The sequence below is a fragment of the Bacteroidales bacterium genome, assembly GCA_013141385.1.
Lineage (GTDB): Bacteria > Bacteroidota > Bacteroidia > Bacteroidales > Tenuifilaceae > UBA8529.
Map to the genome: position 1 here is coordinate 63,172 of JABFRB010000045.1, position 24,388 is coordinate 87,559.

The 24,388-nt window shown below is 35.5% G+C and carries 14 protein-coding genes; 9 read left to right on the top strand and 5 right to left on the bottom strand.

Going from position 1 to position 24,388, the window contains the following annotated elements:
* Window positions 1–187 precede the first annotated feature (187 nt).
* The 3 genes from HOO91_20510 to HOO91_20520 form a co-directional block, all read right to left on the bottom strand.
* The gene (locus HOO91_20510) at window positions 188–538 is read right to left on the bottom strand and encodes a hypothetical protein (GenBank protein NOU19949.1); all 351 of its coding nucleotides are present in this window, start codon (window positions 536–538) and stop codon (window positions 188–190) included.
* 36 nt (window positions 539–574) lie between these two features.
* The gene (locus tag HOO91_20515; GenBank protein ID NOU19950.1) at window positions 575–772 is read right to left on the bottom strand and encodes a hypothetical protein; all 198 of its coding nucleotides are present in this window, start codon (window positions 770–772) and stop codon (window positions 575–577) included.
* A gap of 192 nt (window positions 773–964) precedes the next feature.
* Window positions 965–2,074, bottom strand: coding sequence for a hypothetical protein (locus tag HOO91_20520; GenBank protein NOU19951.1), 1,110 nt, complete (start codon window positions 2,072–2,074; stop codon window positions 965–967).
* Between the two features lie 399 nt (window positions 2,075–2,473).
* Here HOO91_20520 and HOO91_20525 point away from each other — a divergent pair, with 399 nt between their 5' ends.
* The gene (locus tag HOO91_20525; GenBank protein NOU19952.1) at window positions 2,474–2,887 is read left to right on the top strand and encodes a hypothetical protein; all 414 of its coding nucleotides are present in this window, start codon (window positions 2,474–2,476) and stop codon (window positions 2,885–2,887) included.
* A 2,003-nt stretch (window positions 2,888–4,890) separates the two neighbouring features.
* Here HOO91_20525 and HOO91_20530 read toward each other — a convergent pair.
* Window positions 4,891–5,103: a hypothetical protein gene (locus HOO91_20530; GenBank protein NOU19953.1), complete on the bottom strand. Its 213-nt coding sequence runs from the start codon at window positions 5,101–5,103 to the stop codon at window positions 4,891–4,893.
* A gap of 12 nt (window positions 5,104–5,115) precedes the next feature.
* Window positions 5,116–6,840 carry a sodium:solute symporter family protein gene (locus tag HOO91_20535; GenBank protein NOU19954.1) on the bottom strand — a complete coding sequence of 575 codons (1,725 nt, stop codon included), beginning with the start codon at window positions 6,838–6,840 and terminating at the stop codon, window positions 5,116–5,118.
* Between the two features lie 357 nt (window positions 6,841–7,197).
* Here HOO91_20535 and HOO91_20540 point away from each other — a divergent pair, with 357 nt between their 5' ends.
* The 8 genes from HOO91_20540 to HOO91_20575 all read left to right on the top strand — a co-directional run bounded on the left by HOO91_20540 (window position 7,198) and on the right by HOO91_20575 (window position 24,216).
* Window positions 7,198–10,086, top strand: coding sequence for a hypothetical protein (locus tag HOO91_20540; GenBank protein NOU19955.1), 2,889 nt, complete (start codon window positions 7,198–7,200; stop codon window positions 10,084–10,086).
* Between the two features lie 514 nt (window positions 10,087–10,600).
* Entirely contained in the window at window positions 10,601–12,049 is a 1,449-nt protein-coding gene (locus tag HOO91_20545) for a glucosylceramidase (GenBank protein ID NOU19956.1), read from the top strand.
* Window positions 11,952–14,012, top strand: coding sequence for a PKD domain-containing protein (locus HOO91_20550; GenBank protein ID NOU19957.1), 2,061 nt, complete (start codon window positions 11,952–11,954; stop codon window positions 14,010–14,012). Before HOO91_20545 ends, HOO91_20550 begins: the two co-directional genes overlap by 98 nt.
* A 305-nt stretch (window positions 14,013–14,317) precedes the next feature.
* On the top strand, window positions 14,318–17,236 hold the full coding sequence (locus tag HOO91_20555; GenBank protein ID NOU19958.1) for a TonB-dependent receptor: 2,919 nt from the start codon (window positions 14,318–14,320) through the stop codon (window positions 17,234–17,236).
* A gap of 12 nt (window positions 17,237–17,248) precedes the next feature.
* Window positions 17,249–18,703 carry a RagB/SusD family nutrient uptake outer membrane protein gene (locus tag HOO91_20560; protein ID NOU19959.1) on the top strand — a complete coding sequence of 485 codons (1,455 nt, stop codon included), beginning with the start codon at window positions 17,249–17,251 and terminating at the stop codon, window positions 18,701–18,703.
* A 146-nt stretch (window positions 18,704–18,849) separates the two neighbouring features.
* Window positions 18,850–21,411 carry a hypothetical protein gene (locus HOO91_20565; protein ID NOU19960.1) on the top strand — a complete coding sequence of 854 codons (2,562 nt, stop codon included), beginning with the start codon at window positions 18,850–18,852 and terminating at the stop codon, window positions 21,409–21,411.
* 74 nt (window positions 21,412–21,485) lie between these two features.
* Window positions 21,486–22,682, top strand: coding sequence for a family 16 glycosylhydrolase (locus HOO91_20570; GenBank protein NOU19961.1), 1,197 nt, complete (start codon window positions 21,486–21,488; stop codon window positions 22,680–22,682).
* A 61-nt stretch (window positions 22,683–22,743) separates the two neighbouring features.
* Complete coding sequence (locus tag HOO91_20575) at window positions 22,744–24,216, top strand: glycoside hydrolase family 30 protein (GenBank protein NOU19962.1); 1,473 nt, start codon at window positions 22,744–22,746, stop codon at window positions 24,214–24,216.
* The last annotated feature ends 172 nt before the right edge of the window (window positions 24,217–24,388 follow it).

Genomic DNA, 24,388 nt, shown 5'->3' on the forward strand with positions numbered 1-24,388 from the left:
CAAATTGGAGATGAAAAAAACAAAAGTGTCTGCTCCTTTTGTGTTTTTGCTTTGCTGGGGAATTTTAATTTGGTATTGGTGCGGTCTAAGACCGCTATTTAATTACGATGAAGTTACGCTTCGCTAAACTTCGACGAGCGGGGGTCGTCTACTCGATTAGGGGTTCGTACTTATTTATTTTAATCCATTATCTATATGAAAAATCTCCATGATTAAGTAATTCAAAATCTGTTAATTCTGAAATATAGAACATTTGAGTATTAAAATAATCTAATTTTTCACCTGAATTAAATTTTGCAGACTCGTTAATCTTAATATATTCGCCCATATCATTGAGCATTTCCTTAATCTCACCGTCAGACCAATCACCTTTTTTACCTTCAAGTAATAAAGTCACATGAATACTTTGAGTTTTTATCTCTTTAAACTGAGGCAAATAATTAATAACGCAAGTAGCTTTCTTGGAATATTCTAACTCATACATATCAACAAATCCAATTTCAAATTGGCCCTGACTTGTTTTTAATTTAAATTTCATAACCCTTTTGTTTTGTTAGCGGTTGTTTTCAAATATTTACTTGTTGCATTCGCAATTTTCTTTTACAAAAGCTTCACACTCTTCAAGTGTTCCGTTAAAAACACAATCCATTAAACCGTGGGGTTTATCTGGAGGACAAATTATTTTACAATTTTTGTAAGGAGGTTTTAAACCATAAACATTCTGGTTTACATAAACCCCACATAAGTTCTTAGGAATTCCAACATTTATCATAATCTTAATATTTATTTTTTATTTATATTATTGACTTTATAAAAAGTTTATTTTTTATATATTTCTTATTTTTTGTGACTTATCAAGTCGCCTATGAAACAGTGAAGCCAAGGTCATAATATCTAATGCATTATTTTCCGTTATTTCCTCAACTCTGGCTGGCGGAGCCGTACTCGATTGTGTGTAGTACTTTTATTTGTCATTTAATGGTTTTAACGATAAATCATCAATAATTTCATATTCCTTGTCACCCCAATGTGAATCGCCAGGTAAAGGTGGTATTGCTAACCAATGTGTAACTTCGTTTTTTTCAAATCTTGTTTTCTTTGGGAACAACTCGCCTCTTTGATTTTTAATGATAACATTTAATGTTTCAGACAATTCATTAATAGATTTGTAATCACTTACTATTAATGAAATTAATTCAAACAAGCCAACTAGGGCATTATCTACTTTTTCCTTATTTAATTGTTTCCCATTATGAATAAAATCATTTCTTGTCTTTCTTGCTAAATTCAATAATTTGTAAACTTCAATTGGAATAAAACCCTTCTGAAACAATGCTTCAATCCTTGTTGAAGTAGTCCATGTTCTAAAATCCTTTAGAAAGGTTTTTCTTCCTTCAATTATACCATCGATTTCTTTGTCAACAATTTCCTTTTCCCAAATCTGATTTATTAGTTGTTCAATAGATGTCCATAAAAACACTAAACTTTCCGACCATTGATTGCTAACATAGTTTGATGTGCCATCTAATAGCATATTTGGTGAAAGATTTGGGATCTTATCAAATATAGATTTCCCATTTTTATATGCTTTATGGATTTCATCTATTGAAATTGAAACAGGATTTAATAAAAGTATTGAATCCATTGTTCCAACAAGTTTTGTCCTAATGGATTTATGAAAACCTGCAATTAATCCAGTACTTCCTCCATGAATCTTAATATATCCATCTAAAGTTAAAAATCCATATGAAATATTGTCGGGTTGGACAGATTCTGAATAGATTCCTCCTAATAAGAGTATTCCTAATGTCTGATTGAACTTATCTAATGAGTTTTCTTTTGTTGAAAAAACTTTTGTTGCTGGCAAAACAAGGCTTCCATCGAATCCAATCCCAAGAGAAAAAGGAGCTAATCCAATATCAATAAATGTTGACATACGATTAAGTTTGACATAGTCATATTCTTTTCCATTTATCTCTTCGATAGTTGGATTCCAATTATCAGTTTCTCTTTCTATTATTCTGAAAGGGTTACAATTCCCGATAATTATTGGTACATGATTATTGTCTCTCATCCTCTTAGTATTACACACAACTCGTTTATTTATGCATTATAAGTACATATATAAACCCATATTGGAATGTATTGTGTACCTTTTGGTAATCTTTATCAAAACTAACATTTTTCCTTGAATAATTAAACAGAATTACACCCTTTTGCACATTTCCACGGAATCAAAAATGTGAACCCCCGATGAAATCGAAGGAATAGCCCGTAGCTCAATCCTGTATCACACCACACCATAGCTATTCCTTCGGGAGATTTGCCTAATCATGGGGGAATATAGCTTTTTCACCACCAACCATGCGCCAATCAAACCCAATCCCGTTTCGCTTTACGATGTGTTGGAGTAATTCCGCCCTAAACCCATCGGGTTAATGCTGGAATACTCGCTATTCAGGGATAATTAGGAATGATTCTCTGGTGGTTATATTGCTATTCTCCTTGTATTGGTAAAGATCATCCATGTATCGGAACAAAACATCCATGTATTGGAACAAAACATCCTTGTATCGGAACAAAACATGCTTGTATCGGAACAAAACATGCTTGTATCGGAACAAAACATCCATGTATCGGAACAAAACATCCATGTATCGGAACAAAACATCCTTGCATTGGAACAAAACATCCTTGTATTGGTAAAGAACATCCATGTATTGGTAAAGAACATCCTTGTATTGGTAGAGATCATCATTGTTTTGGTAAAGAACATCCTTGCATTGGTAGGGATCATCCTTGTATCGGTAGGGATCGTCTTTTTTTTGGTAAAGATTTTCTCCAGCTAGGGATGAAATTGTATGCACTTATATCTTCCGCCTTCTAAACTCACCCAAATACAATTCCATCCCGATGGGATTTAAAGAGGTGGAGGTGTGATTTTGGATTTACCGATATATTGTCCCTACGGGACAGCACCGATAGGGTTGATAGAAGTAGTAATAGTTCTATTCCTATGAAAAATAACCCCAACCCTTTGAAAATAAAAACCCCAACCCCTTAAATTAAGGGGCTATAACAGATTTCCTTATAGGAGTAAGTATTCTTTCAACCCATTCACCAGAAATCAATCCCATTACAACGCTCAATTAGCCCTCCTTCTTAAGGAGGGTTGGGAGGTTTTATGTATAACATGGTTTTACAGAGTGTTTCCTCTTCTTCCTTTCGGTGTAAATGGGTGTTTGCTTTGTGTTTTTTGTGGAATAGCTATTACATAAAGGGTGTTAATCCCTATCGCAAAATGCGATATATTGCTAGGACGATCAAACCCCAACCCCTTGAAAAGGGGCTATAACAGAGTTGTACAGGAGGTTTCTCTTTCTCTATTAGGAATGGGTTGGAAAGGTAATTTTAATATAACAGATACTACAGCTCCACTCTTTATTTCCCGAAAGCATAGTTAACGCAACGCCCAATTAGCCCTCCTTCTTAAGGAGGGTTGAGAGTTTTTTTTAAAATTTACCCCCTGCCCCCTAAAAATAGGGGGTAAAACAGATTTTTGTAAAAGCATGAATTATTTTTCAACCCATTCACCAGAAATCAATCCCATTACAACGCCCAATTAGCCCTACTTGTTTAAGGAGGGTTGGGAGGTTTCTTTGTGGAATAGCTATTACACAAAGGGTGTTAGTCCTTATCGCAAAATGCGATATAATGCTAGAATGAATAAAACTCCAATCCCTTAAAAATAAAAACTCCAAGAGGCTGTCGTAAAAGTCCTCTGTGGAACTCTGTGTAATTATTAAAACATTGTTACACGGAGGATCACGGAGAAATCACAGAGATGCACAGAGAGAAAAGAGAGTTGTTTTTAGACTTTTGAGATACCCTCCTATAACAGGGTGATACGGTGGCTTCTTCTTCCTTTCGGTGTAAATGGGTGTTTACTTTGTGTTTTTTGTGGAATAGCAATTACACAAGGGGTGTTAGTACCTATCGCAAAATGCGATATAATGCTAGAATGAATAAAACCCCAATTCCTTAAAAATAAAAACCCCAAGAGGCTGTCGTAAAAGTCCTCTGTGGAACTTTTAAATATTGTTACACGGAGGATCACGGAGAAATCACAGAGATGCACAGAGAGAAAGGAGAGTTGTTTTTAGACTTTTGAGATACCCTCCTATAACAGGGTGATACGGTGGTTTCCTCTTCTTCCTTTCGGTGTAAATGGGTGTTTGCTTTGTGTTTTTGTGATTTCTTTGTGTTTTTTGTGGAATAGTTATTACATAAAGGGTGTTAGTACCTATCGCAAAATGCGATATAATAGCAAATGGGTGTTGCTAGATGAATAAAATCCCAATCCCTTTGAAAATAAAAACCCCAATCCCTTAAATTAAGGGGCAATAACAGATACTACAACATTACTCTTTATTTCCCAAAATCATTGTTAACGCAACGCTCAATTAGCCCTCCTTCTTAAGGAGGGTTGGGAGGTTTCTTCTTCTTCTTTTTTGTGGAATAGCTATTGCATAAAGGGTGTTAGTCCTTATCGCAAAATGCGATATAATGCTAGGACGATCAAACCCCAACCCCTTGAAAAGGGGCTATAACAGAGTTGTACAGGAGGTTTCTCTTTCTCTATTAAGGGAGGTAAATTAATTAACGGATAAAATTCTACTCTAAATAACAACAATCATAACAAACCCAATGCGCTGTTATACCCCCTTTTTTTAAGGGGGAAGGGGGTTTTTTTCTTGGGACGAATAAACCAAAATCCTTTCTTAAAAGTTTAGGAGTACTAATAAAAAGAGGGTGTCTCAAAAGTCCGAGACACCCTCTCATGTATAGTCGTTACAGATTGCATTCAATGGAATTAACCATTGAGGAGCATTAAATCTTTCTCTTTAGTACTTTTTTCATTGCAAAGTAAAACATAATACCCCCGAAAATAAGCATGAATACACCCATCCATAAATTGATATTGATGGTTAGTGATTTAGCGTACATCTCAGAGTCTGAATTTGTGAATAATCCGTAGATGCTAAGAATAAATCCAAAGATTGTAAACATTAGCCCTATTGGAAATCTAATATCAAGTCCCATAATATTTTCCTCCTACCAAAAGATTATACTTAAAATAACACAAATAATACCTACAATCGATGCCAATACTACAGGCCGATTGTACCACTCCTTAACAATAACTTTACTGCGAGGAGTCATTGAGTAGACCAAACCGATGAGCTCATCATCAGATTTAATCTTTTTAGTTATTAGTGATAGAATAACTGTTAGTGATGCGCTTGTGGTGAATGCAAATATAGCAGTCCAGAAGTTTTGAGCCATCTCAACGGGATATGTATGAACTACACCTATCCAACCACCCTTAACTAAGGTAGTTGCTCCTTCGGGTACTGTTAAACCGTGATGCAATAATGCAACCAAGAAACCTGCTAGTAAGCCTGTGAAGGCTGCATGACCAGTGGTGCGTTTCCAGAACATTCCTAGGAATATTACAGCGAATAATGGCGCATTAATCATTGAGAATATTGTTTGAAGGAAGTCCATGATGTTACCGAACAATCCTGCTAGGTAAGCTGCTGCAATGCTAACAACAACCCCAAAGATTGTAGCCAAACGACCAACTTTTAGGTAATGTTTATCATCAGCATCTTTATTGCCAGTTGCTGGGCGAATGTAGCTTTGGTAGATATCGTAGGTCCAAACTGTATTAAATGCTGAAACATTTCCTGCCATACCAGACATAAAGGATGCAAGCAATGCAGTAATACCAAGCCCTAATACTCCAGTGGGTAGATATTGCTTTAAAAGCATAATGATTGTAAGGTCGTAGTTGGCTTTCCCGTCTACCATAATTGAAAAACCAGTCGTAGGATCGTTCATTAATACTAAGGCTACAATACCGGGAACTATAATGAGGAAAGGGATAAACATCTTAGGAATGGCACCAATCAAAGGAGTTTTCCTTGCTGCGTTGATTGATTCTGCGGCCATGGCACGTTGTACGATAAGAAAGTTGGTACACCAGTAACCAAACGAAAGAACAAAACCTAAACCAGCAGCAATGCCATACCATTCAACACCAAGCGGATTTGATTTTGCTGCACCTGTATATTTCCATGTTGTAGTAAATGTATCGGCAGCATACCCTTTGGCAGAAACAATTGGTGCAAGGCTATGCTCTAAGCCTGACCAGCCTCCAACCTGTTTTAAACTTAAAAAAACGATAGGTAATAGCCCAATAACAATAATGAAAAATTGTAGAACCTCATTGTAAATAGCCGATGAAAGTCCACCAAGGTATGTGTAACCCAAAACGATTACAGCTGATAACATAAGGCTTAAATGAAAATTCCAACCTAATACTGTTTCCATTAAAAGTGCTAATGCGTACATTGATATACCAGATGCGAGAATGGTCATTACTGCAAATAGAATGGCGTTTAGTCCTCGTGTTTTCTCATCATACCTAAGTTTTAAGTATTCAGGTACCGATCTTGCTTTTGAGCCATAGTAAAAAGGCATCATAAATAATGCAAGGAATATCATTGCAGGGATAGCTCCAATCCAATAGAAATGCGTGGTTAACATCCCGTATTTTGCACCAGAACCGGTCATTCCCATAACCTCTAATGCACCAAGGTTTGTTGATATAAATGCAAGTCCTGCAACCCATGCTGGCATAGAGCGCCCAGCCTCAAGAAAGGCTGATGCCGATTTCATATACTTTTTAAGTGCCCAACCAATACCCAGAACGAAAATAAAGTATATCAACATAATGGCGTAATCGATCCAACCTAGTTCAAATTTTAGTCCCATGATTTTTATTGATTTCTAATTAGTAATTTGCTTCAAATTAAATTTTTGAAGATAGAAAAAAGATGTTTTGAAAAAAAGAACCAGCACAGTTTTTTATAATAAGTATTTTATCTTTTAAAAATAATTTTGAAGTTTTAGTTTTTAATTACCTCTAATCAATATTCAATATTCTTCTTTTTTAGCATATTATACTATTGAATTAAATGTCGAAAAAATCTAAAATTTAAAAAGTGTAACGTTTTCTTGTATCTGAAAGGCTTCCTTTTTATATACTTTTGATGCTACATTACAATATAATATATATATTTAGTTGGCTTTATTTTAATCATTAAACATCTTACTTCTGAAGTAATTATTATGAGGTTGAAAATTTATCTGTTTGGCATTTTAATAATAATTCTATTGGGGGATAAAGCATCTGCTCAGAGTTTTGGTTTACCTGGAATTCATAATTTTAACCGATCAGAATATTTGGGAGGAACACAGAACTGGTCTGTTGCCCAAGCACCTAATGGTATGATATATTTTGGAAATAATAATGGTCTCATTGAATATGATGGTGCTCATTGGAATGTATATAATGATATGGGTATAGTAAACCGTTCATTGTGTATTGATGGAAAGCGAATCTATGTTGGTGGATTTAATAAATTAGGATATTACGAGGAAGAAACTGAGGGAATACTTAAATACCATTCATTAATTCCTCTGCTTAATAATCGTATTAATGATTTTGACGAAATCTGGCGCATACATAAAACTAGTTTCGGCATTGTGTTCCAATCGTTCAAGGCAATTTTTATTTACAACCAGGAAAAAATGGATATTGTATACCCAAGATCTAAGTTTCATTTTTCCTATTATGTTAATGGAATCCTTTGGGTATACGATGAAGTGCAAGGGTTAATGCAATGCAGAGAAGGTAAAGTCCGACAGATTCCTGAAGGGTCTACATTTGCCGGAACACAGATTTGGAACATTCTTCCGCTAAATGATGATCAGGTAATCATTGGAACTGCAAAAAACGGAGTCTTCAAATATGACGGAGAAAAACTTTCTGTTTGGAACAAACCAGTTAACACATTGCTTAAAAAGTACCAAATATTTTCTGGTGCCCTGATAGATAAAAAGTATTTTGCTTTCGGAACGATTCAAAACGGACTTATAGTTTCAGACACTACTGGCAACGTAATATATGAAATTAATAAAGAGCGTGGACTATCTAACAACACTGTGTTATGTGTTGGAAGTGATCAAGTAGGAAACATTTGGTTGGGATTAGATAATGGTATTTCAATAATACATTTTAATTCTTCATTGACTTATATACAGAACTATTTTAATATTGGTTCCGGATACTCTTCTGCTCGATTTGGTAACAAACTTTATTTGGGAACAAATCAGGGTCTTTTTTATATTCTATGGAGTGACTTCATCAATCCTCTTAAGAAAAAAGAAGATTTTCATTTGATTGAAGGTACGGAGGGACAAGTTTGGTCGCTTGCTATTATTGACAATACGCTCCTATGTGGACATAATTTTGGTGTTTTTCAGATTCTAGATAAAGTAGCTGTAAAAATATCATCTGTATCCGGAGGATGGAATATCATTAAGTTAAACAGGAAAGAACCTTTTCTTCTTATTGGCAACTACTCTGGGATATCAGTATTAAAGCGAGAAGGATTAATGTGGTCTTACAGAAATGAGTTATCAGGTTATGACCAATCATCACACTATCTTGAAGAAGATTCAAAGGGATATATTTGGGTTAGCCATGGGTATAAAGGCCTTTTTCGATTAAAACTTGATGCTGATTTACAACGTGTTATCGATTTGCATTTTTATGACAGTAAAAGTGGGCTTCCTTCTGATCTGGGTAATACAATTTTTAAATTAAAATCAGGAATAGTGGTTGGAACTCGCAATGGGATATTCAAATACAATTGGTCCAATGATAAATTTGAACAAGATTTGCAATTCAATCAACTGATACCTGACTTAAAACAAATTGACTACATAAATCAGGATAATGCTAATAATGTTTGGTATTATAATAATCAACAACCAGGTGTTTTACGTTTTCAGGAGGATGGTACCTATAAAAATATTTCTGCACCATTTGTTGAACTCTCACGGATGCTCATCCCTTCCTATGGTCATATTAATGCATTGAATATCAATGATGTAATAATTGGGTTAGAAGGTGGCTTTGCTCATTACAATTCAAGGCAATTAAAGAATTATAGTTTTTTACCAATTCTTTATATAAATAAATTACAATCAAGTGATACATCAGAGGGTACATATCGCTTTAATAGTACATATAATCAACAAATAGTTGTACCTAAGTTTAAATTCATAAATAATAGGATATCGATTACTTTTGCTGCTAACCAATTTACACAACAAGAAGTATTATTTCAGTTCAAATTGGAAGATTTTGATGAAGAATGGTCATCATGGTCGTTAAAAAATTCTAAAGAATATACAAACTTACCAGATGGTCACTATATCTTTAAACTTAAAGCTCTTACAATTCAAGGTATAGCAACTCCTACTCTTAGCTACCAATTTCATATTCTTTCTCCTTGGTATAGAACTATTTATGCATGGTCTATATATTTTCTAATAATAGTTTCTATCCTGTATTTATCCTATAGATTTTTTTTAACAAGTATTGAAAAATCTAGGTTAAAGGAAAAAGAAGCACAGAAAGAAAAATATAAACAACGCGAACAACTCCTTAAGGAGGACGCACTGATTACAGAGAAAGAAATGATTAGATTGAGAAATGAAAAACTTAATCTAGAAATGATTCATAAGGAAAAGGAACTTGCCAACTCTTCTATGCTCATTATTCAAAAGAATGAAATCCTCCATAAATTAAAGAATGACCTCAATAAAATAAAAAACACCCTAAATGATGATACTCTGAAAAATTATGTAACTTCAACTTTAAAAAGGATTGGTAAAGAAATCGATAATGAGAAACAATGGCAAGTCTTTAATATGCACGTAGAGCAAGTACATGAAGATTTATTCAAAAAACTTAAAGTACGATACCCTGATCTTACGCCTCGTGAATTAAGTTTATGTGCATACCTAAGAATGAATATTTCCAGTAAAGAAATAGCAATATTGATGAATATCAGTACTCGTGGCGTTGAAATAAGTCGTTATCGGATACGTAAAAAATTAGGACTTGATAGAAATGCCAATCTAACTGATTTTATGATGACACTTTAGCTATTACATTTGTTATAGTTGTCAATTTAAATACGCTTAAAACCAGTTTAATCCATTCTTTTTCATCTGTTTATTTTGTTTCAGACGGTTGAAATTTAATTTCTTGTAATGCATTAGTAATTAAAAAATTCATTTTATCCACTTGGTTTCAATATTTGTTATAATCAAAAAATTATACAAGTATAAATGTTCTACTTCTAAATTGTTTATCAAGCTCTTTTTTTTCATTTAGAATTAAGAATCTTAGTTGTAACTGATGTTGTGTTTTTAATTCAAATTCATTATTTATATATATATCATTTACAAATTTTTACAATGCATCATACGTTCTTTTGATGTATTTAAGATGTATAAGCAAACAAGTTGTTGTTGCATTTTTGATGTACTTTAATATTTATTAAACGAGTTCTGATAAGCTTAAATTACAATCGATTTCGAAATTGAAATAAATTGATAATTGAATTACTAAGCAAATTGTTAGTATAAGATCGATTTCGATTATTGAAGAAGTACTATGAATATTAAAATAGGAAAATGTAGTTATGGTGTTTTATTTGCTAGTATAGTTTTATCTTCTATGCTAAGCTGCAGTAATAAGGCGGAAGATGAAAATTCTAACAATCCTTCAGATATTGTGAAAACAGATGTGGTTTTCTGGCTAACAAATTCTGACCAGTCCGTATTATTCCAGAAACAAAATATAAGCTTGCTGTTTGAAACTAAAACCAATCAATTTCCGACTATTAATATTGATACAACACAGGTATATCAAACAATTGATGGGTTTGGATTTTGCTTAACAGGGGGTAGTGCAAATGTTATCAACCATTTACCTTTAGCTGAACGTGATGCTCTGATCGAAGAACTTTTTTCAACGGACAGCACTTTTATAGGTATCAGTTATATAAGAGTTAGTATTGGGGCTTCCGATCTCAGTTCCTCAGTTTTTTCTTACGATGATATGTACAATGGTCAAACAGATCTTGCTTTGAACAACTTCAGCCTTGAAAAGGACAAAACAGATTTAATACCAGTACTAAAACAAGCTCTTTTACATAACCCAGATTTAAAAATTCTAGGTTCTCCATGGTCTCCCCCTGCATGGATGAAAACTAATAATAGTTCTGTTGGAGGTAGTTTAAAACCAGAATATTACGATGTATATGCTCGTTATCTGGTAAAATATATTCAAAGTATGGAGGACGAAGGTATACATATTGATGCCATAACTCCTCAAAACGAGCCATTGAATCCCAATAACAACCCAAGTTTGTCAATGTCATCGGCTGAGCAAGCAAATTTTATTAAAAATAATCTTGGCCCTGCTTTCTTATCAGCAAATTTAACTACTAAAATAATAGTCTATGATCATAACTGTGATCACCCTGAATATCCCATTTATATATTAAACGATGCTAATGCTAGCCAATATATAGATGGCTCTGCATTTCATTTGTATGCTGGTGATATATCAGCCTTGTCACAAGTACATGATGCATTTCCAAGCAAAAGTGTATATTTTACTGAACAGTGGGTAGGTGGTGGTAGCGATTTTAAGGGTAATTTACAGTGGCATGTAAAAAACCTTATTATTGGGGCAATTTCAAATTGGAGTAAAAATGTTATTGAGTGGAATCTGGCATCTGATCCTAATTATCAACCACACACCAATGGAGGCTGCTCAACCTGTGAAGGAGCTTTAACGATCGGAGCCACAATTAAACGAAATGTATCATATTATATAATAGCTCACGCATCAAAATTTGTTCCTGCTGGTTCGGTTAGAATCTCAACTGATATTCCTACGAAGTTACCAAATGTAGCCTTTAAAACTCCTGCTGGCAAGAAAGTTCTCATTGTATTGAATGAGAATGCTGATTACCAAGCGTTCAATATCAAATTTAATGGACAAGAAGTTACAGTTACAATTAAGAATGGCTCCGTTGCAACCTTTATTTGGTAAAACTATGAAACGGAAATTATCCCCAAAAGGAACAAATATTTACTTTATTATAATCCAAAAATTTATCAGGATAATGCCTTACTCTATTGTACCATTTCATGAACAAATCCTAAATATATCTTTTAACTCAATTTTTACTAATTCACTAAAACCAACAAAAATGAAACACCTAACAAAGTACAGTTGGGGAATGATACTATTATTATTCATTTCTCTATTTTCAGCCTGTAAAGAGGATAATACTGAACCCGAGGTTATTTCGAGTTTCACTTATCAGGTTGATGCTGGCAACTATAAATTAGTTGCCTTCACGAGCGCAGCTCAAAATTTCAAAACTCTTTCGTGGGATTTCGGCGACGCATCTGCATTATCAACGGAGACAAACCCTTCCCACACTTATGCTGCAACAGGTACATATACTGTAAAACTAACTGCTACTTCACCTAAGGGTGCTACTGATGTGTATCAAGATGATATAGTTATTACAGACCCAAATGCAGAGCTTACCAAATTGGTCGGTGACGTTTCCAAAACGTGGAAATTGCTACGCGTAACTACTGGTGGTCGCTACCCTCTTGAAGTTGGTCCTTGGGATCATTCAACTATTTGGTGGGCAATGGGTAAGGGTAATGATGAACTCTCAAAACGACCATGTTTGTTGAATGATGAATGGACTTTTACTCGCAGTGGGTTAACATTACAATATGATCCTAAAGGCGATTACTGGGCAGAAGCTGGAATATATGCTAATCCTGGCAACGTTTGCGCAGCTACATCGTCAATGGTTGGAAAATATGGCGAAGATCTTTCAGCTTGGGGTGGCGGTACCTTTACTTTTGTGCTTACTCCTGGATCTCCAGAAACTCTTAAGGCTGTTGGAAAGGGTGCTTTTGTTGGTTTCTGTAAGTTGGGTAATGGTGCTGAAGTTTCAAACGGCACTTCTGTTGCAAACCCATTAGTTATACCTACATCGGTAACTTACAATGTTGTTAAACTGACTGATGGTGCTGTTGATACTCTAATTATTGAAGGTCAATATAAATGGGATGCTGGCGATGGTGGATACTGGAGATTTGTTCTGGTTCACTATGACAATTCTGCAGATGAACCTGCAATCCCTGGACCAAAACCAACCACAGGGTTCACATATACAATGAATGGACTTACTGTTACTTGTACAAATACAACAACTGATGGAGTTACTTATCTCTGGGATTTTGGCGATGGTGGAACTTCAACAGAACAAAGCCCAATACATACTTATTTAGCAGGTGGTCCATATACTATTAAGTTAATTGCTACAAATCCTAATGGTAGCACTAATGCTCAAAAGAGCGCATTTGTAACTGCAGATGTTCTAACTGATGCCTTGTTACAAGGTGGTGCTTGGAAGGTTCTTGCTGAAGAAATGAGCATTTTTGTGGGTCCGGGCTTAGGAGATGGTTCTTGGTGGGCTGTTCCAAAGAGTTACATGGTTAGTGGAACTGGAACCGATAACTGGACATGTATAACTGATGATGAGTTTAAATTCAGTGTAGGTGGCGTGTATACCTATGATACCAAAGGTAGTACCCGTAACGATGGCTATTTTGGTGGTACTAATGGTTGTATTGATGACGCAGGTATTGCTGCCAGCGGAAATGGTGCTGCATTTGGTTCTGCAAGCCATACTTACGCATTTACTCCAGCTGCTGGTAATGCTAAAGCAATTATTACTCTTACCAATGGTGCTGGAAAAGCTGCATTTCTTGGCTTCTATAAAGGATACAACGGTGTTGCAAGTGGTGTAAAAGGTGGAGAAAACTCAGATAAAACTGTCGCTCCTAATTTTGGTTCAGCAACTAATACCTATTCAGTAATGGGTTATGCTCATACAACTGCTAAAGATTATTTATTTGTATCAGTAGATGTATCAGCAGCTCACGATGGTGGTTCTGCTTGGTCGATTATTCTTGTAAGGTAATACGTTTTAGGTTGTTTTTATTTATTGAAATCAAGAGTGAGCGGGATGCTGCCTCGCTCTTGATTTCTTAGTTTGAGAACTTGTTTACAATAGTTTTAGTTCATTTAATCCAGTAAACATATTAGATGTGTTTACTTTTAAAGATGCTGTAACATTAAACCTTGAACACCTCTGAAAAATAGAATTCAGGTAATAAGATTGATTTAAAGAAGTTAGAATTTTTTAAAAAACTTCATTAGGTTTATCTTATTACATGATGATAACCGGGGAGTTAAAAATATCTTACAAACCTAAATAACCTTGCCATGAATCGATTATTAACACTACTCGTTTTTATTTCACTTTCATTATCCATAGTAGCTCAAAATAGAATTATTACTGGTAAAGTCCTCGATTCCAAGGGAAATAGTTTACCATATGTTACTGTTCAACTTGTGGGAACTACAAAAGGATCGGTAACTGATATAAATGGATTATACCAAATAGCCGCAGATGATGGAGTGCTCAAATTCAGCTTTATAGGATATTTATCGCAGGAAGTGAAAATAACCACTCAAAATACTATTGATGTGGTATTAGTTGAAGATACTAAAACCCTTGATGAGATAGTTGTTGTGGGTTATGGTACTCAACGAAAAAAGGATTTAACAACTGCCGTAGCAATTGTTGGTGAAAAAGAATTCAAAGATAGGCCCATTGTTTCAGCTACGCAAGCACTGCAGGGAAAAGCTGCTGGTGTTCAGGTTACTTCACCCTCGGGTAAACCTGGTGAGGGATTATCGGTAAGAGTTCGTGGAGCTACATCAGTATTAGCAGGTAACGAACCTCTTTACGTTGTTGATGGTGTGCCTACAACTGATATAAAAGGACTAAGCCCTTCAGATATTTCTTCTATGAGCGTTTTAAAAGATGCATCCTCTGCTGCTATATACGGAGCAAGAGCTGCTAATGGAGTTGTTCTGATTACTACAAAAAGAGGTAGTAATAATGCTCCAGTAGTTAGTTATAGTTCCTACATTGGCGTATCAAAGCTTCGTAAAACAATCGATGTACTTACCACAAAACAGTATAGAACATTGATGAATGAAATTGGACTTAGTGTTGATCCATCTGCAACAGGATATACTAATTGGGCTGATCAGACATTTGGAATGGGTCATACCCAATCCCATCAATTTTCTGCTTCAGGAGGTTCGGAAAAGTCGAAATACTTTTTTTCGATAGGCTATCTCAATGATCAGGGTATAGTAAAACCTGCCCAAATTGATAGATATACAGTAAGATTAAATCTAGATAACGAATTAAAACCTTGGTTAAAAGTTGGAACCAGTATCAATGTGTTGAATATTAATACTAAGAATACACCCGATAATGCAAGTTCAGGAAGAGGTGGTGTGATTATGAGCGCACTTAATACACCCCCATTTCTGAGTATTTACAAAAAAGATGGAAGTGGTTGGTTTGATCCTAATCCGTTTCAACCATCATGGGAAAATCCAGTAGCCTATATGGAAGGACCTGATCAATTAGCAATAGATAAACAACTGTTTGGAAACCTAAATATTGAAACCAGACTAGCAAAGGATCTATTCTTTAAATCTAGGGCTGGTGTTGATATCAGCAACCATCAGTGGGATTACTATCTAGACCCGTTCCGTACTAATTATGGTCGTCAGCAAAATGGAATTGGACAATCCGATAAATCCAACAGTAGTACTTTGTTATGGGAAAACACTCTTGATTATTCATACTCAATTGGTGAACATAAATTTTCTGGTCTTATTGGAAGTAGTATTCAGAAATATAAATACAATGATTCATACCTTACTGGCAATGACTTCCCTTCGGATGTATCTGTTAGAACCTTAAATGCTGCAAATACCATTTCAGGTAATACTGATATTCAGGCCTGGGCATTGGCATCATTTTTTGGACGAGCAACCTATAATTATAACAGTAAGTACTATCTCACTATGAGTATAAGGCGCGATGGATCTTCGAAGTTGGCTCATCACTGGGGAACTATGCCTTCGTTTTCGTTAGGTTGGCGCATTTCGTCCGAAGAGTTTATGAAGAACCTTTCAATCATTAATGATTTAAAAATACGTGCAGGTTGGGGTAAAAATGGAAATCAGGAGGGAATACCAAACTATGCGCGTTACGGTTTGGTAACATATTCTCGCGTTACCCCTACAAACCCTCTCTCGGGACCATCTTCATCGCAGACCACTTATGGGAATCCTAATTTAAAATGGGAAACAACAGCTCAATCAAATATAGGTTTTGATTTATCAATGTTCAAATCCAGAATTACTTTAAACTTTGATGCATATCACAAAAAAACAAATGATGTATTGCTCAATGTTCAGTTACCAAGCACTTTACCCATAACTACAATACAAACTAATGCTGGGAAGATTGAAAACAAAGGGATTGAGTTTAATCTTAGTACGGTAAATATTGACAAAAAAATTAAATGGAACACCAATTTTAATATTTCCTTTAACCGTAACAAGGTAATAGCCATTGAGTATACTCGTGTATATTATTTCGCAAAGATTTACAGTAATAACTCAGAAGTTTCCATTGTCAAAGCAGGTTTACCTCTTGGCTCATTTTTTGGATATGTTTCTGAAGGAGTCGATCCCCAAACAGGTAATCTAAAGTTTAAGGATATTAATATTAACGGCTATATCGATCCTGGGGATAGAACTGTTATTGGAAACGCACAACCCAAATTCACGTACGGGTTAACTAACAATATTTCATACGGTCGTTTTGACCTGAACATCTTCTTTCAGGGAAGTTATGGCAATGATATTTACAATGCAACTCGTATCGATCTGGAAGGAATGTTTGATAGTAAAAACCAATCCACTGCAGTTTTAAAACGATGGACTACGGTAGGTCAAATCACTGATGTTCCTCGTTCAAAGAATATGGATAATGTTCGAAACTCTACCCGTTTTGTAGAAGATGGTTCATACCTAAGACTTAAATCTTTAACTCTTTCATACAAGGCAATAGATAATAATCCCAAGATTAAAGCGATTAAAAGTCTTTCAGTTTATGTAACAGGACAGAACCTGCTCACCATCACCAAGTATAGCGGATTTGATCCCGAAGTAAATGCCTATGGCAGTAGCGCTGTTGAATTGGGTATAGATTATGGCACTTACCCTCAGGCACGATCAGTGATATTTGGCTTAAATGTTGAATTCTAAAAAACTACAGAGATGAAAAATATATTTGTAATATTGTTTTCGGCGCTCCTTACCTTAACGTTTACTTCTTGTGAAGAGTTTCTTGACGAACAGCCAGTTTCAAATGGTATAGCAGTTGAAAATACTAGTTCAGATTCTGTATTGTACAAATCAGCAAGTGAAGCCGAAGCTGCACTAGCAGGTGTTTATGGTGATTTCAGAAACGAGTACTTTGAACTCGATTGCTTTGTAAACGGTGATGCCCAATCAGATGATACTTATGCTGGAGCCGATAATCCTGCTAACTTTCAGATTGATGACTATGGTGTTGATGCAACAAACTCTAACGTAGGTCGCGATTGGAGATATTTATATTCAACAATCGGAAAAGCTAATTTGCTTATTGACAATGTAAATTTTGTTGCCGACCCATTACTTACCTCAGACCGTAAAAACCAGATCATTGCTGAAGCATCATTCATCAGGGCTTTTATGTATTTTCAAATGGTACAACTTTGGGGAGATGTTCCACTTGTACTCACATCAGTCAGAACTTTCAATCTTGACATTCTGCCTTTACTTTTTCCACCTAGAGCAACTAAGGCTGATGTTTATGCCCAGATAATAAAAGATCTAGAAACGGCATTGGCAGATGTGCCAGTTTCTGCTACCAACAAAAATTACATCACTAAGGGTGCTGTTAATGCAATGTTGGCTAAGGTTTATGCAACCATTGAACCCCACGATTGGAATAAGGTGTTACAGTACTGCAATGATGTTATTGCTGGGCCTTATCTACTTTTACCTCAATACGATCAGCTGTGGGATAATACCCATGAGAATTCCTCCGAATCCATTTTTGAAATCAACTACGAAGGAACAAACTCAAGTGGTAACTGGGGTGCAAGCATGTTTCGAGGACTGGACTGGAAGAAATTCAACATACCTTCAAACGACCTTGTAGCAGCTTTTGATGAGGAGAATGATGTAATAAGAAAGGCTTCATCTATTGTTTTTCTGAATGTTTCAGGAAAATGGTCTGATACCCATTGGCCTCAAACCAACTATCCATTTATTAACAAGTATCGTATCTTCACTTCACCTAGTCCACAAAACTACATTTTCATCCGTTTGGCTGATATTTTGCTATTGAAGGCCGAAGCAGAAAATGAACTTGGTAATACTTCTGCTGCCGCAGATCTGGTTAATCAGATAAGGAAACGTGTCAATTTGCCAAATACAACAGCAAACACCCAAGCGGCAATGCGCTTGGCAATTGAAAAGGAGCGAAGGCTTGAACTAGCATTCGAAGGACATCGTTGGTTTGACCTTAAACGAACTGGAAGGGCGATTGATGTAATAAATGGAGTAACCAATTTTGGTGGAGTTGTACAGAACTATGCACTTACCCAGAACAGGTTATTGTGGCCAGTGCCGCAATCGGAAATGGATAAGAATTCAAAACTCACGCAAAACCCCGGGTACTAATTAAGAATATTCAAAAAGGATGTTGCAATAAGTGAGTACAAATGTACCTAAATGGCTATTGTAACATCCTTTTTTTGCACATCCGAATGCATATCCACCTTTATGCCAAAGCAATACTATGAACTATAATTTCAAATAAAAAGAAGATGAAAAAGATATCGGAAGTTTTAAACCGCAATATATATGTTTTGCAAAAAAAATATTTGACACTACTATTAATTTTATTTTTCTTGGTTTTGCTTCAGGCATGTAAGAATTCACAACTTTACAAAGATCCAAAAATTAAGATTGAAGATAGGATTGAGAACCTAATCAGCCAAATGACTCTTGATGAGAAATTGGAACAATTGGCTGGAATCGGTGGAAACTATTTCGATACCAAAGAAAATGAAAGACTTGGAATACCAGCATTTAGAATGACCGATGGACCACATGGTGTACGATGGTTGAGGGCTACATCATTTCCTTGTGGAGTTGCCATTGCAGCTACATGGGATACTGCTTTGGTTGCAAAATATGCTGGAGCATTAGCGGTTGAGACAAAAGCAAGAGGTCGTAACTATTTGCTTGGGCCATGTGTAAATATTCACCGTTTGGCAATTGGAGGAAGAAATTTTGAAAGTTATGGCGAAGACCCTTGGCTTACTTCACGCTTAGCAGTTAGCTACGTTAAAGCACTTCAATACAATCATGTAATTCCCAGTATAAAACATTTTGCGCTTAATAATCAAGAGTGGTATCGTACTGAAGTTAACGTAACTGTTGACGAACGTACCATGCGTGAAATATACTTACCCTCATTTGAAGCAGCGGTTAAAGAAGCCGATGTTTGGACTGTAATGTCGGCTTATAACAAGGTAAACGGATGGTGGTGTAGTGAGAACAAAGAATTACTAACTGATATTCTAAAAAACGATTGGGGATTTAAGGGTTTAGTAGTTTCCGATTGGGTTTCAACCCATTCAACCGAATTTGCCGCAAACAACGGGCTAGATATAGAGATGCCAACTGGCGATGTTTTTGCCGCTGATAAACTAAAAAAGTTACTTAATGAAGGAAAAATCAGCGAGAAAACAATCGATGATAAGGTTCATCGCATCCTTAGAGTTAAATTTCTTGCCGGACTATTTGATAATACAGTAATACCTGATACCATGGTGTTAACCAGTGACAACCACAAACAACTTGCGCTTGAAGTAGCGAAAGAAAGTATTGTACTTCTTAAAAATCAGAATGATCTACTTCCACTCGATTTGAGCAAATTACACAAAATTGCTGTGATAGGGCCAAATGCTACTGAAATGAACACTGGTGGTGGAAGTTCAAGGGTAAATCCATTTTATGCAGTTTCTCCTCTCCAAGGAATCAAAAATCTAGTGGGAAAAAATATAGAAATCATGTTTGCTCAGGGCGATGTAATGACATCAACTCCACTTGAACCTATCAATGAATTTTTTTTCAAACCTACCACTGGAATTGGAAATGGACTTACTGGAGAATATTTCAGCAATAAAGAGTTGTTGGGAGCACCAATATTGACCAGAACTGATAGTAAGTTGAGTTTTATTTGGAATGATAAGGCTCCTGCACCTAATATGAGTAACGATAATTTTTCTATTCGCTGGACTGGCATATTGACACCTCCGGTTACCAGAAAATATGCATTTTATACTGCTAGTGATGATGGGGTAAGATTATTCTTGGATGGTAGAAAAATAATAGATAACTGGAAGGATCATGGAACAACCATTGATACAGCCTATATAAACCTTGAAGCCGGCAAACCATACGATATTAAGGTTGAGTACTACGAAAACGCAGGAAGTGAAGCCTTGATTCTGGGATGGGATCTACCTATAGATAGATGCCAAAATAAATTGATAACCGAAGCAGTTAAAGCAGCCAAAAGCAGCGATGTAGCCATAATTTTTGCAGGCTCTTCAGAATTCATCGAGAGTGAAGGTTTTGATCGTAAGGATGGTCTAGCTCTTTCTGGTCAACAAAATGAGTTGATAAAAGCGGTATCAGAAGCAAATTCCAAAACAATAGTTGTATTAAATACTGGCACATCAGTAATAACTAAATCGTGGTTAAATAGCGTTCCTGCTTTACTTGAAACTTTCTTTTCTGGTCAAGAAGGAGGAAATGCAATCGCTCAGGTTCTATTTGGAATGCATAATCCATCTGCTAAACTTCCTTTTTCATTTATCAGTGATTATGATCAGTCACCTGCATTTAAGGGGTATATGGATAAAAAATTTGAATCCTCTTACTCTGAAGGAATCTTTGTTGGATATCGTTACCTTGAGAAAAATAAAATCACCCCAACATTCCCGTTTGGTTTTGGTTTGTCCTACACCAATTATGAATACTCAGCCTTAAAAGTAGAGCCTCTTGATAATGGTACATATATAGCAACTTTAAAAGTGAAAAACATCGGAAAAGTTGCAGGAAGCGAAATTGTTCAGCTATATGTTTCTGACAAACACAGTAGTGTTCCTCGTCCTGAAAAGGAGTTGAAGGGTTTTGTAAAAGTAGAACTCACACCCGGAGAGGAAAAACAAGTTTCATTCTTACTAAATTCTCGTTCGTTTGCCTATTACGATATAGTGGATAAAAATTGGAAGGTTGAATCTGGAAAATTCGAATTATTAGTTGGAAGTTCTAGCATAGACATTAGGCAAAAAGCATTTATTGAGATCAAGTAAACCATAGAGTAAGTGCTGAATTCGTTTTTGCATTTTAGAAAACAATGGTTAATAAAAATATTATTCAAGTAAATATGGTAACGCAAATAAAGAGTATAATATTGCTTTTATTGCTTACACTATTGCAGGCCCCAATAATTTTATCCTGTAAAAAAACCGAGCAACTTAAACCTAAACCAGCTATTCCCAATCTTACTCTCAGTAATGCAAGCATAACAGAGGGAAGTAGTGGTTCGAAACAAGTTTCAATAGGTATTCATCTTTCTGAACCTACTACGGTTAATGTTAAAGTAGAATGGTCTACACTTGAGGGTACTGCAAAAGCAGGAGAAGATTATGTAACTATACTAAATGGGTCAGTAACCTTTTTACCTGGAGAAACTTTAAAAACAATAGAATTATCCATTGTTTCAGATGATATTCTTGAATTTAATGAAGAATTCTACTTTCAAATAGATAGTGTTTATAATGGGATATCCATAATACGTAAAGGCACTATCACCATTGAAAATGATGATACATATACTCCAGAGAAAGTATCCGATGGTTATATTACACCGAATACATACCCTGGAATGACACTTACTTGGAGTGATGAGTTTAATGGTTCTTCGCTTGATCCTGCAAGCTGGACTCATGAAGAGGGAGGTGGTGGTTGGGGTAATACTGAACTTCAAACCTATACAAGTTCAAACAATAACTCTTTTGTTAGTAATGGATACCTCACTATACGAGCAATAAAAGATCCAATAACTGGTGTATACACTTCAGCAAGACTTAATACTAAATGGAAGAGAGAATTTACTTATGGACGTATCGATATTAGAGCGAAAATGCCAATTGGGAAAGGAATTTGGCCTGCGTTATGGATGTTAGGTACCAATATATCAACCTTTGGGTGGCCTAATTGTGGTGAAATTGATATAATGGAGTATTTGGGTCATGATGTTGTTACAACATACGGAACAGTGCATTATAACGATAATGGACATAAGTATAAGGGTAGTAACTATCAAGTAACTTCTGCTGAGAATTTCCACGATAAATTCCATGTTTTTACCCTTATATGGCAGGAGAACATAATGGAATGGTACGTCGATTATCACAAATATTTTACTGCTACTAGTGGTTCTATCAAGTTTGAGGCATTCAATCTTCCACAGTTTTTTATTTTCAATGTTGCCGTTGGTGGTACATGGCCGGGAAATCCAGATGCATCCACCACTTTTCCACAGGATATGGTTGTGGATTATGTTAGAGTATTTAACTAAATCAAAGGATAAATTTTACAGTTCTTAAAATTAAAAGTTTAAAAATCAAATTTAAACCCTCATGAAAACAAAGCTGAAAAGAGAAATATATTTAGACATACTTTTAGTTGTTATATCTTTTACTGTTGCCTGCAAACCGGCAGTTAACAAAGTTGATAAAAGCAAAAATTTCGTAAACCTTGAATTAAAAAGTGCCGATGTTTATGTAACGGCTAAAGGTACAACAATGAGATTGACAAAAACCTCGGAATTATTTTTTGAGGATTTGATTCAACCTGATGAACATTTTCCTACAATAATGATCGATCCTAATAGGACCTTTCAGACTATTCTTGGATTTGGAGGTGCCATAACGGATGCAGCTGCTGAAACTTATTATAAGATGCCTAAAGCAAAACAGGATGAGCTTATTAATGCTTACTTTTCATCCGAAGGGATTGGATATTCACTCTGTAGAACACATATAAACAGCTGCGATTTTTCAAGTTCAATCTATGCATATTCTGAAGTTGCAAATGATACATTACTAGAGAAATTCAGTATTGCACACGATAAACAATTCCGCATTCCTCTTATAAAAGAGGCAATAGCAAAAACAAAAGGTACTCTGCAGATGTTTGGTTCACCTTGGAGTCCACCAGCATGGATGAAGGATAATAACAACATGTTAGAGGGAGGCAAGTTAAAACCCGAGTATTACCACGTATGGGCCGATTACTATGTCCGTTTCTTAAAAGAGTATAAGAAGGAGGGTATTAATTTCTGGGGTCTCTCTGTTCAAAACGAACCAATGGCTGTTCAAAGATGGGAATCATGCATTTACACTGCCGAGGATGAAAGAGATTTCGTGAAAAGATATCTTGGGACAACTCTCGTAAAATCTGATTTTTCGAATGTAAAAATAGTTATTTGGGATCATAACCGAGGGCTAATGGTACAACGAGCTAAAGTAGTATATGATGATCCTGAAGCCTCAAAATTTGTTTGGGGAACAGGATTTCACTGGTACACTGGCAATCATTTCGAGAATGTAAAAATGCATAACGAAGCATTCCCCGATAAAAACATGCTTTTTACTGAAGGCTGTGTATATCCGTTTAATTACGATAGTATTAATGTTTGGCATTGGGGAGAAACCTATGGGAAATCACTTATAAACGATCTTAATAACGGTGCTTCAGGTTGGATTGATTGGAATATACTTGTTGACGAAACGGGCGGGCCTAACCATGTAAATAATTTTTGCTTTGCTCCTGTTGTTGGTAATACAAAAACAGGTGAATTATTATACATGAACTCGTTCTATTTTTTAGGTCATTTTTCAAAATTTATACGCCCAAATGCGAAACGCATTAGCTGTTCGTCAAATGATGACAATTTGTGGGCTACATCATTCTTAAATCCCGATGGAACTATTTCAACTGTTATTCAAAATGCTACTGCAAAAGAAAAAGAATTTTGTGTGTGGATAAACAACAAAGCGATCAAAGCGAAGAGTCCAGAAAATTCAATAATGACAGTGATTATTAAGTAACGTCAGTTTGATGTAAGATGTCATTGGCTATGCCGAATTAGCTTCGCCTTTAGATTTGCATTCAAATAAAAACATTAATTTTCAATACCGATTAACCCGAAGAGTAAAGGTGAACTAGTAGCTCCGCCAGATTATAAGATCTAAGTTCAGCTAAAGACCCTTACTCTTCTCT

What these genes read in the sequence shown, in the direction of transcription:
- HOO91_20510 (NOU19949.1), bottom strand. Translation starts at nt 538, where the DNA reads ATGAAATTTAAATTAAAAACAAGTCAGGGCCAATTTGAAATTGGATTT.
- HOO91_20515 (NOU19950.1), bottom strand. Translation starts at nt 772, where the DNA reads ATGATAAATGTTGGAATTCCTAAGAACTTATGTGGGGTTTATGTAAAC.
- HOO91_20520 (NOU19951.1), bottom strand. Translation starts at nt 2,074, where the DNA reads ATGAGAGACAATAATCATGTACCAATAATTATCGGGAATTGTAACCCT.
- HOO91_20525 (NOU19952.1), top strand. Translation starts at nt 2,474, where the DNA reads ATGATTCTCTGGTGGTTATATTGCTATTCTCCTTGTATTGGTAAAGAT.
- HOO91_20530 (NOU19953.1), bottom strand. Translation starts at nt 5,103, where the DNA reads ATGGGACTTGATATTAGATTTCCAATAGGGCTAATGTTTACAATCTTT.
- HOO91_20535 (NOU19954.1), bottom strand. Translation starts at nt 6,840, where the DNA reads ATGGGACTAAAATTTGAACTAGGTTGGATCGATTACGCCATTATGTTG.
- HOO91_20540 (NOU19955.1), top strand. Translation starts at nt 7,198, where the DNA reads ATGAGGTTGAAAATTTATCTGTTTGGCATTTTAATAATAATTCTATTG.
- HOO91_20545 (NOU19956.1), top strand. Translation starts at nt 10,601, where the DNA reads ATGAATATTAAAATAGGAAAATGTAGTTATGGTGTTTTATTTGCTAGT.
- HOO91_20550 (NOU19957.1), top strand. Translation starts at nt 11,952, where the DNA reads ATGAGAATGCTGATTACCAAGCGTTCAATATCAAATTTAATGGACAAG.
- HOO91_20555 (NOU19958.1), top strand. Translation starts at nt 14,318, where the DNA reads ATGAATCGATTATTAACACTACTCGTTTTTATTTCACTTTCATTATCC.
- HOO91_20560 (NOU19959.1), top strand. Translation starts at nt 17,249, where the DNA reads ATGAAAAATATATTTGTAATATTGTTTTCGGCGCTCCTTACCTTAACG.
- HOO91_20565 (NOU19960.1), top strand. Translation starts at nt 18,850, where the DNA reads ATGAAAAAGATATCGGAAGTTTTAAACCGCAATATATATGTTTTGCAA.
- HOO91_20570 (NOU19961.1), top strand. Translation starts at nt 21,486, where the DNA reads ATGGTAACGCAAATAAAGAGTATAATATTGCTTTTATTGCTTACACTA.
- HOO91_20575 (NOU19962.1), top strand. Translation starts at nt 22,744, where the DNA reads ATGAAAACAAAGCTGAAAAGAGAAATATATTTAGACATACTTTTAGTT.